Here is a 17371-nt window from a genome sequence, read left to right as displayed (position 1 = left end):
CGCGACCCCCGCGCGGAGTTCGGCACGGACTCATGGCGTGGATCGCATGATTCCGCGACATACCGCGCGGGGGTCGTCCTACTGGGACCGGGCCGCCGAGGACAGGTTCAGCCGCGCGCGCCCAGCAGGTGGTCCATGGCGAGCTGGTCCAGGTGCTCGAAGGCCATGCCGCGAGCGCCGGCGGCGTCGACATCGAAGTCCTCGAACGCGGTCGGGTCGGCGAGCAGGGCCTGCAGGCCGTCGGCGGCGGTGGGCTGGGCGAGCTCGTCGAGGCGGGCGGCACGCAGCGCCTGCTGGACCTCGGGGTCGGCGCGGAAGGCGGCGGCGCGCTCCTTGAGGATCAGGTAGTTGCGCATGCAGCCGGCGGCGGAGGCCCACACGCCGTCGAGGTCCTCGGTGCGCGGGGGCTTGAAGTCGAAGTGGCGCGGCCCGGTGTAGCCGGCGCTCTCCAGCAGGTCGACCAGCCAGAACGCGGAGCGCAGGTCGCCGGCGCCGAAGCGCAGGTCCTGGTCGTACTTGATGCCGGACTGGCCGTTGAGGTCGATGTGGAAGAGCTTGCCCGCCCACAGGGCCTGCGCGATGCCGTGCGGGAAGTTCAGCCCGGCCATCTGCTCGTGCCCGACCTCGGGGTTGACCCCGTACAGCTCGGGGCGCTCCAGGCGCTCGATGAAGGCCAGCGCGTGGCCGACGGTGGGCAGCAGGATGTCGCCGCGCGGCTCGTTCGGCTTGGGCTCGATGGCGAAGCGCAGGTCGTAGCCCTGGGCGGTGACGTACTCCCCGAGCAGGTCGAAGGCCTCCTTCATGCGGTCCAGGGCGGCCCTGACGTCCTTGGCGGCACCGGACTCCGCCCCCTCACGCCCGCCCCAGGCGACGTAGGTCGTCGCGCCCAGCTCGACGGCCAGGTCGATGTTGCGGATGGTCTTGCGTAGCGCGTAGCGGCGCACGTCGCGGTCGTTGGCGGTGAACGCGCCGTCCTTGAACACCGGGTGGTTGAAGAGGTTCGTGGTGGCCATCGGCACGGTCAGGCCGGTGGCGTCCAGCGCCTGGCGGAAACGCTTGACGTGCGACTCGCGCTCGGTGTCGGTGGACCCGAACGGGATCAGGTCGTCGTCGTGGAAGGTCACGCCGTAGGCGCCGAGCTCGGCCAGGCGCTGCACCGTCTCGACCGGATCCAGGGCACGCCGGGTGGCGTCACCGAACGGGTCCCTTCCCTGCCAGCCGACGGTCCACAAGCCGAACGTGAACCTGTCCTCGGGGGTGGGCTGGTAGCTCATGCCGCGACTCCTTGCTCGCTTGCTGCCGACTATTTCGTCATGGCCGTTTACAAATTAGTATGCGGTCGCGTCTCTGGGAAGAGACAAGGTGCCCCGGATCACAATCCACCACATATCCCCGCTGAGCCGCGGAAGAGGGAGAGCCCCGATGTCAGCAGCCGAGGGTCCGCTCGTCGTCGGCGTGGACACGTCCACGCAGTCCACCAAGGCGCTCGTCGTCGACGCGGCGACCGGGCAGGTCGTGGCGAGCGGCCAGGCGCCGCACACCGTCACCTCCGGAGCCGGCCGCGAGAGTGACCCGCGTCAGTGGTGGGAGGCGCTGTGCGAGGCGTTGCGCCAGTGCGGTGACGCGGCCCACGAGGCCGCCGCCGTGTCCATCGGCGGCCAGCAGCACGGCCTGGTCACGCTGGACGAGCGGGGCGAGCCGGTCCGCCCCGCGCTGCTGTGGAACGACGTGCGCTCGGCGCCGCAGGCCCACCGGCTGACCGAGGAGCTGGGCGGCGCGAAGTTCTGGGCCGAGCGCACCGGCTCCGTCCCCGCCGCCTCCTTCACGGTCACCAAGTGGGCCTGGCTCGCCGAGCACGAACCGGAGGCGGTCCGCGCCACCAAGGCGGTGCGCCTCCCGCACGACTACCTGACCGAACGGCTCACCGGCCAGGGCACGACCGACCGCGGCGACGTCTCCGGCACCGGCTGGTGGGCCTCGCGGAGCGAGCAGTACGACGCCGAGATCCTCTCCCACGTGGGTCTCGACCCGGCGTTGCTGCCCCGCGTGGTGCGGCCCGGCGAGGTGGCCGGCACCGTCCGCGACAGCCACGACCTGCCGTTCTCCAAGGGCACCCTGGTCGCGGCCGGCACCGGCGACAACGCCGCCGCGGCGCTGGGCCTCGGGCTGCGCCCCGGCACCCCCGTGATGAGTCTCGGCACCTCGGGCACGGTGTACGCGGTGTCCCGGCACCGGCCCACCGACCCGACCGGCATCGTCGCGGGCTTCGCCGACGCGCGCGGTGACTGGCTGCCGCTGGCCTGCACCCTGAACTGCACACTGGCCGTGGACCGCGTGGCGGCGCTGCTCGGGCTGGACCGGGAGGCCGTCGAGCCCGGCACGACCGCCACCCTGCTGCCGTACCTGGACGGCGAGCGCACCCCCGCCCTGCCGCACGCCTCGGGGCTGCTGCACGGCCTGCGGCACGACACGACCGCGGGGCAGCTGCTGCAGGCCGCGTACGACGGCGCCGTGCACTCGCTGCTCGGCGCGCTCGACCTGGTCCTCGACGAGGACGCGGACCCCTCGGCTCCGCTGCTGCTGATCGGCGGCGGCGCCCGCGGCACGGCCTGGCAGCAGACCGTACGACGGCTCTCGGGACGCCCGGTCCAGGTGCCCGAGGCGAGGGAGCTGGTCGCGCTCGGCGCCGCGGCGCAGGCCGCCGGGCTGCTGACCGGCGAGGACCCGGCCGCCGTCGCCCGGCGCTGGGACACCGCGCGGGGCCCCGTGCTGGAGGCCGTGGAACGGGACGAGGAGACACTGGCCAGGATCGCCGGGGTACTCTCCGACGCGGCCCCGCTGCTGGAGCGGGGCCCACAGAGCCGCTGAGGACGGACGGAGGCATGACCGCACCCCCGCACGACACCCACCCGGCAGGCCCCGGGCGCGCGTTGCCAGACACCCAGCAGGGCATGCGCCGCCGCAACCTCGCCCGGGTGATGCACACCGTCAGCGCCGAGGGGCCGATGTCCCGGGCCGCCGTCGCCTCGCGCATCGGTCTGACCCGCGCGGCCGTGTCGACGCTGGTCGACGAGCTGATCCGGTCCGGTCTGCTCCAGGAGCTGGGGCCCGAGCGGCCGGGCCGGGTCGGCCGGCCCGGTTCCGCGCTCGCGGTCAGCTCGCACGGCCCCGCCGGGCTCGGCGCGGAGGTGGGAGTCGACCATCTCGCGGTGTGCGCGGTCGACCTGCGCGGAGAGGTCCGGGCCCGCGCGGTGCGGCACGGCACGAACCGCGGCCGCGCGCCCGAGCCGGTGATCGAGGAACTGACAGGACTCATACGGCAGGTCGTCGCCGAGGCGGAGGGCGAGGGACTGCGTCCCGCCGGGCTGGCGGTCGCCGTGCCCGGTCTGGTGGCGCGCGACGCCCGTACCGTCGTCCGCGCCCCGAACCTCGACTGGCACGACACCGACCTCGGCGCCCTGCTGCCCTTCGGGTTCGAACTGACCGTGGACAACGAGGCGAACTTCGGCGCCCTCGCCGAACTCTGGCTCGGCGAGGGCACACCGCCCGACTTCCTGCACGTCTCTGCCGAGATCGGCATCGGCGCGGCCGTGGTCGTCGGTGGTGGCCTGCTGCGCGGAACGCGCGGATTCGCGGGCGAGCTGGGTCATGTGCCGGTCCGCCCCGACGGGCCGGAGTGCGCCTGCGGCGGGCGCGGCTGCCTGGAGCAGTACGCCGGTGAGGAGGCGGTGCTGCGGGCGGCCGGCCTCGAGCCGGGCGAGGACCGGGTGGGGATGCTCGCGGGGCGCGCCGAGAAGGGCGACGAGGACGTACGGCGGGCCCTGCGCGACGCGGGGGAGGCGCTCGGAATCGCGCTGACGGGGGCGGTCAACCTCCTGGACCCGGAGAGCGTGGTGCTGGGCGGCGCACTGGCGGGGCTGGCCCCGTGGCTGCTGCCGTCGCTGCGCTCCGAACTGGCGCGGCGCACGGCGGGGCCGCCCTGCCCGGTCTCCGTCTCCCGGTTCGGGCCGGAGGGGCCGTTGCTGGGTGCCGCGCACTCGGTGATCCGGGCGGTGCTGGACGATCCGGCGGCGGTGGCCGAGCGGGCCTGACCCCGCCTGGTCGCGGGCCCGCCTCCGAGCCCGCGATGGCCCGAGGGCGGCCGGACTCGGCACGCCAATCACCCGTGTGAGTGAGCGAGTTGTCCACAAAGGCGCGCTCGTCCACGGAAGATCGCCCGATCCTTCTGCCGGTCACCGAAGCCCCGTACCGTGAATCACGTGACATGCAGTCACGCAGTCACGCAGTCACTCGTCCACGCAGTCACTCATTCACTCATTCACGCAGTCGAACGGGGGAAACAACCATGTCCACGCGCACCCTGAAGGTACGGACCCAACCAGACGAAGGTGCCCGGGCGTTCGGCCCGGCGTGCGACACGAACCACACCCGCGTGGCCGAGCTCCGCGAGAAGTGGCCGCCCGCCCGCGAGACTCACCGCGGACCGCACGCCCGACTGTGCGAGGCGACGGCGATACCGCGGCGCTGAGACCGCACGCCGCCACTTCCCCGCGCAGATCACCCGAAAGGCACCTCCATGGAACGGGCACGACCGCTCCCCGACCGGCGACGGATCCTGCAAGGCGCCGCCCTCGCCGCCGTCCCGTACACGCTGCTGCCCGAGACACGGGCAGACGCGCAGACCCAGGCTCCCGACCAGCCGTCGGCGGTCTGGCATCCCGCGCACACCGCCAACTACACGCCGGCGAACCGCCCCAGGAGCCATCCGGTCGACTTCGTGGTCATCCACGTCACCCAGGCCAGCTACTCCACCACGCTGGGCGTCTTCCAGAACCGCAGGAAGCAGGTGTCCGCGCACTATGTGCTCCGCTCGTCCGACGGCCACCTCGCCCAGTGCGTACGCGAGTCCGACATCGCCTGGCACGCGGGGAACTGGGACTACAACACCCGCAGCATCGGGATCGAACACGAGGGGTGGGTGGACCGGCCCCGGTACTTCACCGACGTCCTGTACGAGCGTTCGGCCCGGCTCACCGCCTCGATCTGCGCGAAGTACGACATCCCGAGGGACCGCTCGCACATCATCGCGCACTACGAGGTCCCTGGCTCCGACCACACGGACCCCGGACCGCACTGGGACTGGGAGCGGTACCTCCGGCTGGTCCGAAGAGCCTGACGGACGCCGGGCCGCACAGAACCGTTCGGGTGACCCCGGTCGAAACGGTTGTCCGCGCGCACGGCGGGAGTGACGATGTTCCGGGCCGTGCCGCGCCGTCCCTCCCCCTGCGGCACGGCCGGGCCGCACACACCAGCCGTATCGCCTGCCGGGAGGCCGAGGTGACCGATCCCTGGGTGGCTCTGGAGCCGGGAGCCGACCCCGCGGAGCGCGCACGGATCCTGCGTCGCGCCCACGAGACGTTCACGGAGGCGGGCACGGTGTCACGGCCGGTGCGGGCGGTGGTCGCCGACTCGTGGCGGCGCTCGGCCCGGGCCGGCGTCGGGCCGGACGGCGCAGCGAACGTGGAGCTGATGGACGGCGACCTCGGTGCCTACCGGGCGGAGCACCCGCTGTCCCGGGTGATGCCGCTCTGCCGTGAACTGATGGGCTCCTTCGCGGTGGACGGGGAACACCTGCTCGCGGTGTGCGACGCGCACGGCCGGCTGCTGTGGGTCGAGGGGCATCCCGCGACGCGGCGCCAGGCGGGGCGGATCAACTTCGTGCCGGGGGCCCGGTGGGCGGAGAGTGCGGTGGGGACCAACGCCCCGGGCACGGCCGTCGCCGTCGACCGGCCGGTGCAGGTGTTCGCGGCGGAGCACTTCGTCCGCCGGGTCCAGCCCTGGACGTGCGCGGCGGCCCCGGTGCACGACCCACGCACCGGCCGGGTGCTCGGCGCCGTGGACATCACCGGCGGGGACGGGCTCGCGCATCCGCACAGCCTGGCGTTCGTGCAGGCGGTCGCACGAGCCGCCGAGTCGCAGCTGGCGTTGCTCGACCCGGGTCAACCGGTTGGGGAGGTCCTGGAGTTGAACGCGCTCGGGCGCAATGAGGCGACCGTGCTCGCCGGTGGCCGGCGGATCCGGCTGAGCCGTCGGCACAGCGAGATCATGGTGTTGCTCGCCCGGCACCCGGAGGGCCTGACCGGGGACGAGTTGCTGTGCGCCCTGTACGACGACGAGTCGGTGACCCCGGTGACCCTGCGCGCCGAACTGGCCCGGCTGCGTGGGGTGCTGGGACCCGGGCTGCTGGCCTCCCGCCCCTACCGGCTCACCGTGGGCGTCGAGTCGGACGTCTCCGTCGTGGAGCGGCGGCTGGAGTCCGGGGCGGTCACGGCGGCCGCGACGGCGTACACCGGACCGGTGCTGCCGGCCTCCCGCGCCCCGGCGGTGGTCCGGCTCAGGCACCGGCTCGCGGACGGGCTGCGTACGGCGCTGATCGCCCGCCGCGACCCGGACCTGCTGGCCGACTGGGCGCACGCGCCGTGGGGTGAGGACGACCTGGAGATATGGCAGGCGCTGGCGGCGCTTCGTCCGACGGCCGCGGTCCGGGCACGCCTTGCGGCGCTGGACGCCGAGCTGGCGGCGCCGCGCGGGGAGATGCGGCCGGTGACGCTGCCGGGTCTACCGCTCCAGCCAGGTCCGTCGGGTCCGTCGGGTCGGCCGGGTCAGCCGCGGCAGCCAGGCCGACGCGGAACAGCGGGGAGTCGGCCGGGTCCGTCACCGGGGTACGCCTGAGACGTCCGGCCACCCCTCCCCCGGCCCCACCACGCTGCCGGCCCGCAGCCCGAACCCAGTCCCAGCCCAGCGCCGCGTGCGACGTGACCGCAACGTCCGCGTCCGTACCCTCGCGCACCTGGAGCCGCCCGACGGCGGGCGGCGCTGCCACCTGGAGGCTGGACCAGCATGACCCGTTACGCGGCACCCGGCACGCCCGGGGCGATCGTCTCCTACCAGTCGCGCTACGACCACTTCATCGGCGGCGAGTACGTGCCGCCGGCTCGCGGTCGGTACTTCGAGAACCCGAGCCCGGTGACCGGGCAGCCGTTCGCGGAGGTGGCGCGGGGCACCGCGGAGGACGTGGAGCGGGCGCTGGACGCGGCGCACGCCGTCGCGCCGGCATGGGGCCGCCGTTCGGCGACCGAGCGCTCGGACATCCTGCTGAAGATCGCCGACCGGATGGAGGCGCACCTGGAACAGCTCGCGGTCGCCGAGAGCTGGGAGAACGGCAAGCCGGTCCGTGAGACGCTGGCGGCGGACATCCCGCTCGCCATCGACCACTTCCGCTACTTCGCGGGCGCGATCCGCGCGCAGGAGGGCTCGCTCGCCGAGGTCGACGACGACACGGTGGCGTACCACTTCCACGAGCCGCTCGGCGTCGTGGCGCAGATCATCCCGTGGAACTTCCCGATCCTGATGGCGGCGTGGAAGCTGGCCCCGGCCCTGGCGGCGGGCAACGCGGTCATCCTCAAGCCCGCCGAGCAGACCCCGGTCTCCATCCACTACTGGCTGAGCCTGGTCTCCGACCTGCTGCCGCCGGGCGCGGTGAACATCGTCAACGGCTTCGGCGAGGAGGCGGGCAAGCCGCTGGCGTCCAGCCCGCGGGTGGCGAAGATCGCCTTCACCGGTGAGACCTCGACGGGGCGGCTGATCATGCAGTACGCCGCGGAGCATCTGAAGCCGGTCACCCTGGAGCTGGGCGGCAAGTCGCCCAACATCTTCTTCGACGACGTCTGGGAGAAGGACGACGATCTGCGGGACAAGGCCCTGGAGGGCTTCACGATGTTCGCGCTGAACCAGGGGGAGGTGTGCACCTGCCCGTCGCGCGGGCTGATCCAGCGCGGGAACTACCCCGACTTCCTGGAGGCGGCGGTCGCCCGCACCGAGTCGATCAAGGCCGGGCACCCCCTGGACACGGACACGATGATCGGCGCCCAGGCCTCCGGCGACCAGCTCGCGAAGATCCTCTCCTACCTCGACATCGGCCGGCAGGAGGGCGCGAAGGTCCTGACCGGTGGTCAACGCCTCGAACTGGACGGCGAGTTGAAGGGCGGCTACTACGTCCAGCCGACGATCTTCGAGGGCGACAACCGGATGCGGATCTTCCAGGAGGAGATCTTCGGTCCGGTGGTGTCGGTGACGTCGTTCGACGACTTCGACGACGCCATGAAGATCGCCAACGACACGCTGTACGGCCTCGGGGCGGGCGTGTGGACCCGCGACATCAACACCGCGTACCGCGCGGGCCGCTCCATCCAGGCGGGCCGTGTCTGGACCAACTGCTACCACGCCTACCCCGCACACGCTGCATTCGGCGGATACAAGCAGTCGGGCATCGGCCGCGAGACGCACAAGATGATGCTGGAGCACTACCAGCAGACGAAGAATCTTCTGGTGTCGTACTCGCCGCAGAAGCTGGGCTTCTTCTGAGCGCCGAAAAGACCTCTTTTCATTAGGCCGGAGATCCCCGTTCAGGTCCGAAAAGGCCTCAGCACGCCAAGGCGTTGCAACTCCAGAATGTGTTCGGCGGCACGTCGCGGTGCTTCCCCACCAGTGACCAGCACACCGGCCTCGATGTTGCGTCGAGCGGCGGACTCGGTCAGGTTGGCGCTGCCGAGGAAGAGGGTGCGGCGATCGGCGACGGCCACTTTGGCGTGCTGGCGTGAGCGGGCCTGTCGGGCCGGGTCCCGGGCCCAGGCCCACAGGTGCAGTCCGGGCACCGACGCGAACGCGGCGGCGGGCTCCTTCCCGGAGAGGAGTCCGCCGGCGCCGGCCAGGGTCTCGACTACTACGTGCGTCCGCACGCCCCGGTCCGCAGCCTCTGTCAGGGCCCGTGTCATGGCGGGGTAAGGACGAGCCGCGTAGGTCATGGCCAGCAGTTCGTGCTGGGCCGCACTGATGACCTCGACGAGCACCTGGGCCGTGGCGCGGACGGGTACGGCAGGCGTCGACGGCCCACTCCACACCGTGCGGACCTGGACCGCGTCCCGGGCCCGCTGCCGGGCGGCAACGTAGCCGCGCAGATAGGCAGCCGCCTCGGCCGGCGGCACAGACTCCGACTCGATCGCATCGCACAGTCGCGCGACAGCCTCGCCGACTCCCGGTGTCGCCAGTTCCGTCAGTATCCGTTCCCTGGAGCGTGCCTGGGCGAGCAGCCCGGCGAGGTCCTTGCTGCGGGAGACACCGAGGGTCTCGACGGCAGCCTCGGCTGCGGCCTCGAACGCGGGTCGGCTCACGGCAGTAGGCCAACCGGCGTCAACACGGGTTCCTTGTCCCCAGCCAGCGGGACGAGGAAACGACGGTCCAGGAACCGGTTGCCTCGTTCGCACGTCGTTTCCGACACGAACAGACAGACGTGGCACGCCGCTCCATGGAGGAAGTCGGCCGGGTCGTGCGGCAGCCGCTCGGCGCAGAGCGGATCGGCCGAGCAGTGACCGGCGTCGGTCAGGGCCCGGTGCACGATCCGGTCGAACTCGCGTTCTTCAGCGAGGGAGACCAGACCGCCCAGGGTGCCCTCGGAGTCGGGAACGGCGGTGTAGATGAGGATGCCCGTTCTGGGATTCTGTTCGTCTCCGGCGTAGATGCGTTCGGCGAGCGAGGCGGAGTTGTAGCCGCATTCCAGAGCGATGGTGCGGATCAGCAGGTGGGAGAGGGTGTGCAGAGCGATGTACCGTGCTCCGGGCCAGCCGTAGTAAGGATCGAAGTCGCTCGTCTTGCGGTCCGACTTCCGGTTGGCGCGGAATCGCGCGTACGCCTCTCTGTGCGCCTCCATCTGCGGAGACTTCTCCATCCGGACCACCCATGCGGCCATCAGGCCGTCCCGTACGCGCAGGAAGACACCCTCGCCGCGTACCTCGCTCGCCGGCACCCAGTTCCTGGCCCCGCGGGACAGTTCGACGCGCGTGGCGATTTCCGGAGACTCCGGGTCCGGAGCGTCGAGCCGGGTGAAACCGATCAGCGCTCGCGCTTCGCGCAGCCGCTCGACCTGCCTGATGTCGGCGAAGAGTTCGTTCAGACGGACCGGCACCGGGACCTGCCGCAGCGCGAAGTCGTCGCTGGGAGCGGGAATGGGTCCGGAGAGCGCCTCCCATTCCGGTCCGAAAAGGTCGGCCTGGATGTCAGGCGCGGAGGGAGCCGGTCCGGTCGTGCCCTGCTTGCGCGCTGAGATGGCGGCGACCACCGCCTCGGCGTCGAACTCCTTCAGGAAGCCGAACTTGGGCATGCGTGCCATGAAGTCGAACTGACCTCGCTCCTCGACGAGTTCAAGGTCAGGCCAGTGGTCGTCGAGCAGCTTGTCGATGTCTCCGCCCTGCCCCTTGGGCAGGGCCAGGGCGCTGAGGGTGAGCGGGAACCACTGGTTGGACGCGCCTGCCACCATCAGGACTGGCTCCTGTGCGCAGCCATTCGACTCGTAGGTGCCGAGGTGCGGGTGCCGTCCCCGGCACGAAGGCAGGTTGCGGCGGCCCCGTTCGCCCATGGCTTCCCGGATGTTGCGCTTCACACCGCAGGCAACGCACTCGATGGTGACGTTGGCGGCCTGGTTGCCGCCGTGGTCCTTCATGCGCAGCTTGGGGCGCGGCGTTTTGCCGCAGGCCTGCCCGTGGTGGACGTACGCGGTGTACGGGAACTCGTCGAGATGGCCGGCGGTGCAGACCAGGGTGAAGCGGGCGGCCACGGCAAGCGGTTTGCCTCGCTTGCAGTCGTGGACGAACTTCGCCTCGTGCGGTGTCCGTGGGTTGGAGTTGACGAAAGCGAACTCACCGGAGTCGATGGCGGCCAGGACATTGCACGCGGTGCAGCGCAGCCACTGCGGGAAAGGGGTGACAGGCACTCCGACTCCCTGGGCCGCCCAGCCCTTCGGGTCCGTGTCGGCGCCCTCGAGCCAGGGGGCGGCACGCAGCTGCTCGACCTGTCCGCGTCCGTAGCGCTGAAGGGAGCGGTTGACGGCGGCACGGAGCCGGGGCTCGTCAATGTCGTAGTCAGTGACGCCGGAGTGGCTCCAGGAGTCGATCCCCCGGATGAGGACGGAGAAGTTGGGCAGGTCGACGAGGGCGCCGACACCGGCGGTGAACATGAGGTGGCTGGGGCGTACGGCACCGACCCTGCGGTTGTTGCCATGGGTGCTCATCGCTGTGCCTTCCTGAGCGTGTCGGCCGTGACGGGTCCGTACTCGTCGCTGTCCACGGTGCTCACCGTGTCGGGGTCGGTGTCGGAGTCGGAGTCGGAGTCGGCCGCGGGCGTGCCGAAAATCCAGTCGGGACCGCTGCCCGAGGGCTCTTCCAGAAACGCCCCGCCGCCGGGCAGGAGTAGGTTGATCTCGTTCTCCGTCTCACGCATCGACATGCCGACGGTGAGCTCGGTCCACCGGGATCCGTCCGCCCGCCGCAGCAGTCCGTTCACGACGGTCGTCTTGTGCTTCTCCTTGCGGTAGCCGAGCGCCGAGCTGCTCTCGTCTCGCTTGCGGCGCCATTCGTCCTTCAGCCGGTCAAGCCGTTCGCTCAGGTACTGGCGGGGCCGGTCGCCTCCCACTCGCTCGGCCCGTTCCAGAAGCCGCCGTTCCACGTTCTGCGCGAGCGGTCCGTCGAGGTCGACGTGGTGGGCGTCGAGGTTGCGGGAGGTGTCATAGGCGGCGTGCCGCAGCGCGGCGACGTAGGTGGCGGCGACTCCGCGGTCGAGCGCGCGGCGGGTGTACGGGGTGACGGAGAGGGCTTCCACCTGGCGGTAGAACGTCGCGTGATAGTGCTCGAAGTCCTCGTAGTGCGCGAGGTCGCGAGGGCGCGACCAGTTGTAGAGGGTCACCACCAGACCCGGGCGCGCGGCGTCGCGGCCCACCCGGGAGGACGCCTGAATGTACTCGGCGGTGTTCTTCGGCTGGCCGACGACCAGCATCAAGCCGAAGCGGGAGACGTCGACGCCGACCTGCAGCATGGAGGTGGCGAGCACGACGTCGACGGCCTGCCGGATGGTCGGCGTCATGGAGGCGCGGGGCTCTCGCTTCTCTTTCATGGCCGCCGCGTACTCGCGGAGGAAGGCACGCCGTCGCACCGAGGTGTCACGCTCGGGGTCGAACTCGATCTCCAGCCGCTTCAGGGCCGCCCCGATGTCCGCGGAGGAGATGCGTGAGGTCAGCTCCTGGATGCTGAGCATCCCCGCTCTGCTCACGATGCGGTCTGACAGCGTGTCCTGTCCCTTGCGGCTGCCGTTGGCCCGCACACGGGTGGTGATGTCGTCGTCCATGTACCGTCGCATGCCGGCGAGTTCACGGGTCGCGTTGAAGTAGCCGACAAGAGTCATGTACGGGTCCGCCGGCCTGCCGTAGTCGTCGAAGAGCTGCTGTCCCGCGAGCAGCAGGATCTCCGCGACGCGGATCTCGGCGGCCTTCAGTCGCGTGCCGTGCGCGCATACGCCGAGGTAGCGACGGCCTGGGTTCTCCCGACTCAGTTCCACCTGGCGGGAGAAAAACGTGTCGCCGACGTCCAGCACCTGGGGGGGAAACACGGCGACCTCGCGGCCGAAGACGCCGCGCACCTGGTCGGCGGCCCGCTTGGTGGTCGCGGTGGATGCGATGATCTTGGGGCCGGTTTCCCGGCTTTGGCCTTGGTCGTCGGTGAAGCTCCACGTGCACAGCTGGTCGATGGCGGCCTCGAAGAGCCCCACCGTGGTGCCGAGCGCTCCGGAGATGAGATGCAGCTCGTCCTGGATGATCAGGTCAGGGGGACGCAGCCGGGTGACGGGCTGGGCGGTGACGCCGGGCAGTTCACCCCGTGCGTTGTGCCGGCCCCCGCAGCCGGTCTTGGCGTCCAGGTCGTCATGACGGTAACCGTGGCGAGGGCAGAGCTCGGTGACCCGGCCGAACAGCAGGCCCGCGTAACCGTTCCACGGGAGCTGGGCGAACTTGTCGACCGTGGCGATCAGCAGCGAGGGCGCCAGCCGGTAGATCTCCTCGTCGACGGTGAGTACAGGGATGCCCTCGCCGAGCGCCTCGCGACGGGAGAAGGGGCAGCGGTCCTCTCCCTCCCCGCGCGGGCAGTACAGGACGATCCGGCGGCGTGCTTCGTCGTATTCCATGTGGGAGCGGGCGGTCAGTCCGCTCCCACACCAGGGACAGGTGAGGACCTGCAGGACGCGGGCGTGTTTGTCGCTGGCGTTCTCCTTGGCCTCGGCGATCTGTTCCTTCGCCTCCTCGAACCAGTTCGGCGAGACGGACGTACCCACCCAGAGCCCGATGCGGAACGGAGTGGAGCCCCAGCGCCGGTCCCGCGCGAACTCCTCGCGGCGCAGGACCTCACAGGCGCTCACCAGGGCGGCGGCCCGCTGGAACTGCTGGGCGGTCAGCAATCGCAGGGTGTAGCGCATGAGCACGCCCACCCCGGCTTCGCCGCTGCGGGCCTCGGCTCCCGATCCGATCGTCCCCTGCAGGCGCCTGAGCGCGAAGGTATAGGCGGCGAGGCCGAGATACGCCTCGGTCTTGCCACCGCCTGTCGGAAAGAACAGTAGGTCGACGAGGGCTTTGCGGCCGGTGCCGCGGTGCGGGTGTCCGGGCTGGGTGAGGGAGGCGATGTTCAGCAGGACGAAGGCGAGCTGGAACGGACGCCAGCTGGCTGCCTCCTTGCCCTTGCCGTGGACCTCCTCCCGGGCCTCCCGGTAGGAGAGGGGGTCGTTCTCACGTCCGGCGCGGGCCGCCGCGATGGCGGTGTTGCGCCTCTGCAGGGCCATGGCCCGGTTGGCGAACCGGAAGGCCGTCAGAGCCGTGTCGTCGGCCACGAGCCGGTCGATGCCGAGGGTGATGCGGTCGCAGACCTCGAGCGCCTGGTCGATCGCGACCTCGGCCGATCGGCGCAGGTCGTCGGGGAGCGAGCGGGCGGCGTAGCGCTGCTGTTCCAGCCAGGTGCCGTACCCGTCGGCCAGCGGCGCGAGGGCCGCGCTGAGTTCGTCCCGGCGGTCGGGCACGGCGAGCGCTGCCAGTTCGTCCATGCCCAGTTCCAGCCCATGGAGCAGGTCCTGTTGCTCGAGTGTCGGCGCGGTGGTGGCCCTTACGTCGTACTCAGGCAGCCAGACGGTGGTCAGGCGGTGGGCGTTGCGTTCGCCGTCCCGGACGTATGCGTGCACGGCCACGTTGCGTCCCTTGGCGTGGCTGAGGCTGTCCCGGTAGAGGAGGCGCAGCCGCCGCTCCTCGGGGTCCTCGGGCGCGCTGCCGGGGCCCGCCGGGTCGAGAGGATCGTCAACCGGCAGGAAGACCGCCGCCTGATCGTCGGGAAAGGCGGTGACGTCGATCTCGGTCTGGAAGAGCCAGTGGGCGTCGCGTGCGTCACGGCTGTCCAGCTGCCGGTTCACCAGGGCCAGCTCGACTATGCGCAGATCCTCACCGCTCGCGCGGTTGGTGTGCCGGCGTACCTGCACGTCGAGGACGACGGATTCGCCGTCGAGTTCGACGGCCCGGTCGGCCGCGCCGGTCACGTCGATGTCCACAAGACGCTCGACGGGCTCACGCGACCAGAGCCGTCGGGTCGTCCCCCGGTCGGTGGCTTCCTCCGACTGTGTGTAGCGCCCCCAGCGGACGGTGGCACTGAGTGTGCCGACGGAGGCCGGGACGGTGAAGGACAGCCCCATCGACGACGCCCAGATGTGCCCGGCGGCCTGCGGGCTCAGCCGGTCCTGCAGGGCGCTGTCGTCGCCCTCCTGCTCGTCCCCCGACTCTCCGTCCGCGCTCTGTGCGGCCGCACGGGCGATCCGGTCCGTGGTGACGGGCTCGGGGCGCGGGCCGAGCATGCCGACGAGGTACCGGTCACGCGGCCCCGAGGAGGCACTCGGCAGGGTCTCCGTCTCACCGTCCCAGGGGCCCAGCAGATCCCTGCGGATGTAGGTCACGAGTGCGTCCCGGACCTCGTAGGAATCCCCCGCGCGGAACGTCTGGGGAACTTCGTCGAGCGGGTGCGGGACAGCGGCCTGGGCAGGCTGGGCCGGCATACGGTGGTCCTTTCGGACAGGTCCGTCGGAGCACGGGCGTGCGCCGATGGGGTGACAGACACCAGAAATATAGTGCGTTGACTGAGTTCACACAATGATTCTCGTGATCTCCATCCCGCGACATCCTGATCAGTCTCTAATCTGGTGCTCGCCCGCCGCCGCCCGACCCGAGGACGCCCATGCCCCGTCTCGCCCTCTCCGACGAATTCGTCGCGGACCTGATCTCCTTGCAGAGACCGGTCCAGAAAGAGGTCAACGACGCCATCCAGATGTTCCGGAGCCTGACCGTGCCTCAGCTGCACGCCAGCAAGGGGATGCATCTGGAGAAGCTCGAAAGGGCACGCGACCCCCGGATCCGCACCATCCGAATCACCAGGTTCTACCGGGGGGTTCTCCTCGCACCGGACGACGGCAGCGAGCTGTACACGCTGCTGCGGGTCGCTCCGCACGACGAGGCGATCAGCTGGGCCTGCAAGCGCGCCTACTCGGTCAACGGCGCCACCGGCGGTCTGGAGGTCCGCAATGTCGAGGCCCTCGAACAGATGGAGACCTACTTCGAGACCAAGGCGGTCGAGACCCCGACGCGTCTTTTCGCCCGGCACTCCGACACCGTGCTGCGTGACTTGGGCATCGACGAGCAGGTCCTGCGGCTGGCGCGCGTGTGCGTCACGGCTGACGACCTGACGGTCATGGCGCCGCCCATGATGCCCGCCGACCAGTACGAGGTGCTGGAGTACCTGGCGGCCGACTACTCCACCGAGGACGTCTGGGAGCAGCTGATCGCTCCGCGCGGGCAGACGGTACGGACGGCCGAGGACCGGCCGGCCGTCACCCTCAGCGAGGCAATCCTCAACACGTCCAACCACATGGTGGAGGTCACCGGCCCCGGTGAGCTGGAGAGGATTCTCACCGAGGACTTCACCCGCTGGCGCGTCTTCCTGCACCCCGCCCAGCGCCGGTACGCCTACCACCCCGGCTTCAACGGACCGGCCCAGGTGACGGGTGGTCCCGGCACCGGCAAGACCGTCGTCGCGCTGCACCGGGTGCGGCGTCTGCTGCGCACCGGGCACGAGGGCGACCGGATCCTGCTCACCACCTTCACCAACGCCATGGCAGCCGCCCTGCGCGACAGCCTGGCCCTCCTGCTCGGCGACACCGACGCCCACCTGCTCGACCGGGTCGACGTCACGACGGTGGACTCGCTGGCCGCCCGGATCATACGGGAGGCGCGGGGCAGCTCACCGAAGCCGTTGTCGGCGGCAGCCGAGAAGAGCGCCTGGACCCGTGCCACCGCACGCGAGGACCTGCCCTGGTCGGAGCGCTTCCTGTCCCAGGAGTTCCGCAACGTCGTCCTCGCTCAGGGGTTGCGCACTCCCGAGGAGTACCTGCGGTGTGTGCGCAGGGGACGCGGCACGCAGGTGGGACGCGTGCAGCGGGCGCGGCTGTGGCGGGTCATGGAACGGTTCACGGGAGATCTCGCCTCGCGTGACTCGGCGACCTACACCATGCTCTGCGATCAGGCCGCCCGGATTCTGGCCGAGAAGGGGCCGCGCTACCGTCACGTCGTGGTGGACGAGGCGCAGGACCTGCACCCGGCTCAGTGGCGGGTGCTGCGCGCCTGTGTCGCCGAGCAGGCAGACGACCTGTTCCTCGTCGGCGATCCCCACCAGCGCATCTATGACTCCCGGGTCTCGCTTCGCTCGCTGGGCATCAATGTGCGTGGGCGCACGTCCCGGCTGCGCGTCAATTACCGCAGTACGGAGGAGATCCTGCGCTGGTCGGCATCGCTGCTGGACGGTCAGCCGGTGGGCCGGCTCGGTGAGGACGACGACGATGAGTGCGGCCAGGACTCGCTGCGGGGCTACCGGTCCGAGTTGCACGGCCGCATACCGGTGGCACGGGGCCACGCCAGCCAGGACGACGAGCTGCGCGCACTGGCGGAACAGATCAGGGTCTGGGTGGACCAGGACGGGGTCAAGCCGTCCGAGGTGGCGGTGTGCGCCCGGTTCAATACGCTGGTCGACGCCGTCATAGCGCGGCTGCGCCGGGATGGCGTCCCGGCGGTCGCGGTCAAGGACGACCCGGGGCCCGAGGTGTCGGGTGTGCGCGTGGCGACGATGCACGCGATGAAGGGACTGGAGTTCCGCTGTGTGGCCGTCGTGGGCGTGACGTCGAGCGTGCTTCCCTTCGCTCCGCAGGTGACGCCCGCCGACGAGGACGCCGTGCAAAACCGCTCGGACCTGCTGGCCGAACACTGCCTGCTCTTCGTTGCCTGTACGCGGGCGCGTGACGCGCTGGCGATCTCCTGGAGCGGTGAGCGGAGCCGCCTGCTGGACCCGGTCGCCGGCTGAGGCACGCCGGGCCCTGTCACCTGGACCGTGCGGTACGCGTGACAGGGCCGGTTGCCGCC

10 protein-coding genes are annotated in these 17371 nt (G+C 71.1%); 6 read left to right on the top strand and 4 right to left on the bottom strand.

Annotation, left to right across the window (positions count from 1 at the left end):
• Window positions 1-107: 107 nt before the first annotated feature.
• On the bottom strand, window positions 108-1274 hold the full coding sequence (gene xylA, locus AMK31_RS28830; RefSeq protein ID WP_073943595.1) for a xylose isomerase: 1167 nt from the start codon (window positions 1272-1274) through the stop codon (window positions 108-110).
• 148 nt (window positions 1275-1422) lie between these two features.
• Here xylA and xylB point away from each other — a divergent pair, with 148 nt between their 5' ends.
• From xylB to exaC, 5 genes are all read left to right on the top strand, one after another.
• A complete protein-coding gene (gene xylB / locus AMK31_RS28825) occupies window positions 1423-2868 on the top strand; it encodes a xylulokinase (RefSeq protein WP_073943594.1) in 1446 nt (481 codons plus the stop codon).
• 14 nt (window positions 2869-2882) lie between these two features.
• Window positions 2883-4091: an ROK family transcriptional regulator gene (locus AMK31_RS28820; protein ID WP_073943593.1), complete on the top strand. Its 1209-nt coding sequence runs from the start codon at window positions 2883-2885 to the stop codon at window positions 4089-4091.
• 485 nt (window positions 4092-4576) lie between these two features.
• On the top strand, window positions 4577-5176 hold the full coding sequence (locus AMK31_RS28810) for an N-acetylmuramoyl-L-alanine amidase (protein WP_073943591.1): 600 nt from the start codon (window positions 4577-4579) through the stop codon (window positions 5174-5176).
• A 161-nt stretch (window positions 5177-5337) separates the two neighbouring features.
• Window positions 5338-6732, top strand: a complete 1395-nt coding sequence (locus AMK31_RS28805; protein ID WP_079186969.1) for a GAF domain-containing protein — start codon at window positions 5338-5340, stop codon at window positions 6730-6732.
• Window positions 6733-6900: 168 nt separating this feature from the next.
• Window positions 6901-8424: an acetaldehyde dehydrogenase ExaC gene (gene exaC / locus AMK31_RS28800; protein WP_073943590.1), complete on the top strand. Its 1524-nt coding sequence runs from the start codon at window positions 6901-6903 to the stop codon at window positions 8422-8424.
• A 41-nt stretch (window positions 8425-8465) separates the two neighbouring features.
• Here the strand turns inward: exaC and drmC are convergent, their stop codons facing one another.
• From drmC to drmA, 3 genes are read right to left on the bottom strand one after another with little or no spacing between them, the layout of a single operon-like run.
• A complete protein-coding gene (gene drmC, locus AMK31_RS28795; RefSeq protein WP_073943589.1) occupies window positions 8466-9230 on the bottom strand; it encodes a DISARM system phospholipase D-like protein DrmC in 765 nt (254 codons plus the stop codon).
• A complete protein-coding gene (drmB, locus tag AMK31_RS28790; RefSeq protein ID WP_073943588.1) occupies window positions 9227-11122 on the bottom strand; it encodes a DUF1998 domain-containing protein in 1896 nt (631 codons plus the stop codon). The genes drmC and drmB overlap by 4 nt, the downstream gene beginning before the upstream one ends.
• A complete protein-coding gene (gene drmA, locus AMK31_RS28785) occupies window positions 11119-14961 on the bottom strand; it encodes a DISARM system helicase DrmA (protein ID WP_206745515.1) in 3843 nt (1280 codons plus the stop codon). Before drmA ends, drmB begins: the two co-directional genes overlap by 4 nt.
• Before the next feature lie 179 nt (window positions 14962-15140).
• On the opposite strand from drmA, the gene AMK31_RS28780 reads away from it, so the two are divergent.
• Complete coding sequence (locus AMK31_RS28780; RefSeq protein WP_073943587.1) at window positions 15141-17312, top strand: UvrD-helicase domain-containing protein; 2172 nt, start codon at window positions 15141-15143, stop codon at window positions 17310-17312.
• Window positions 17313-17371: the final 59 nt, after the last annotated feature.

The organism is Streptomyces sp. TSRI0107 (assembly GCF_001905845.1).
Taxonomy (GTDB): Bacteria; Actinomycetota; Actinomycetes; order Streptomycetales; family Streptomycetaceae; genus Streptomyces.
The sequence above is the reverse complement of the archived record's forward strand: the minus strand, read 5'-3'. Positions and strand labels throughout refer to the sequence as shown.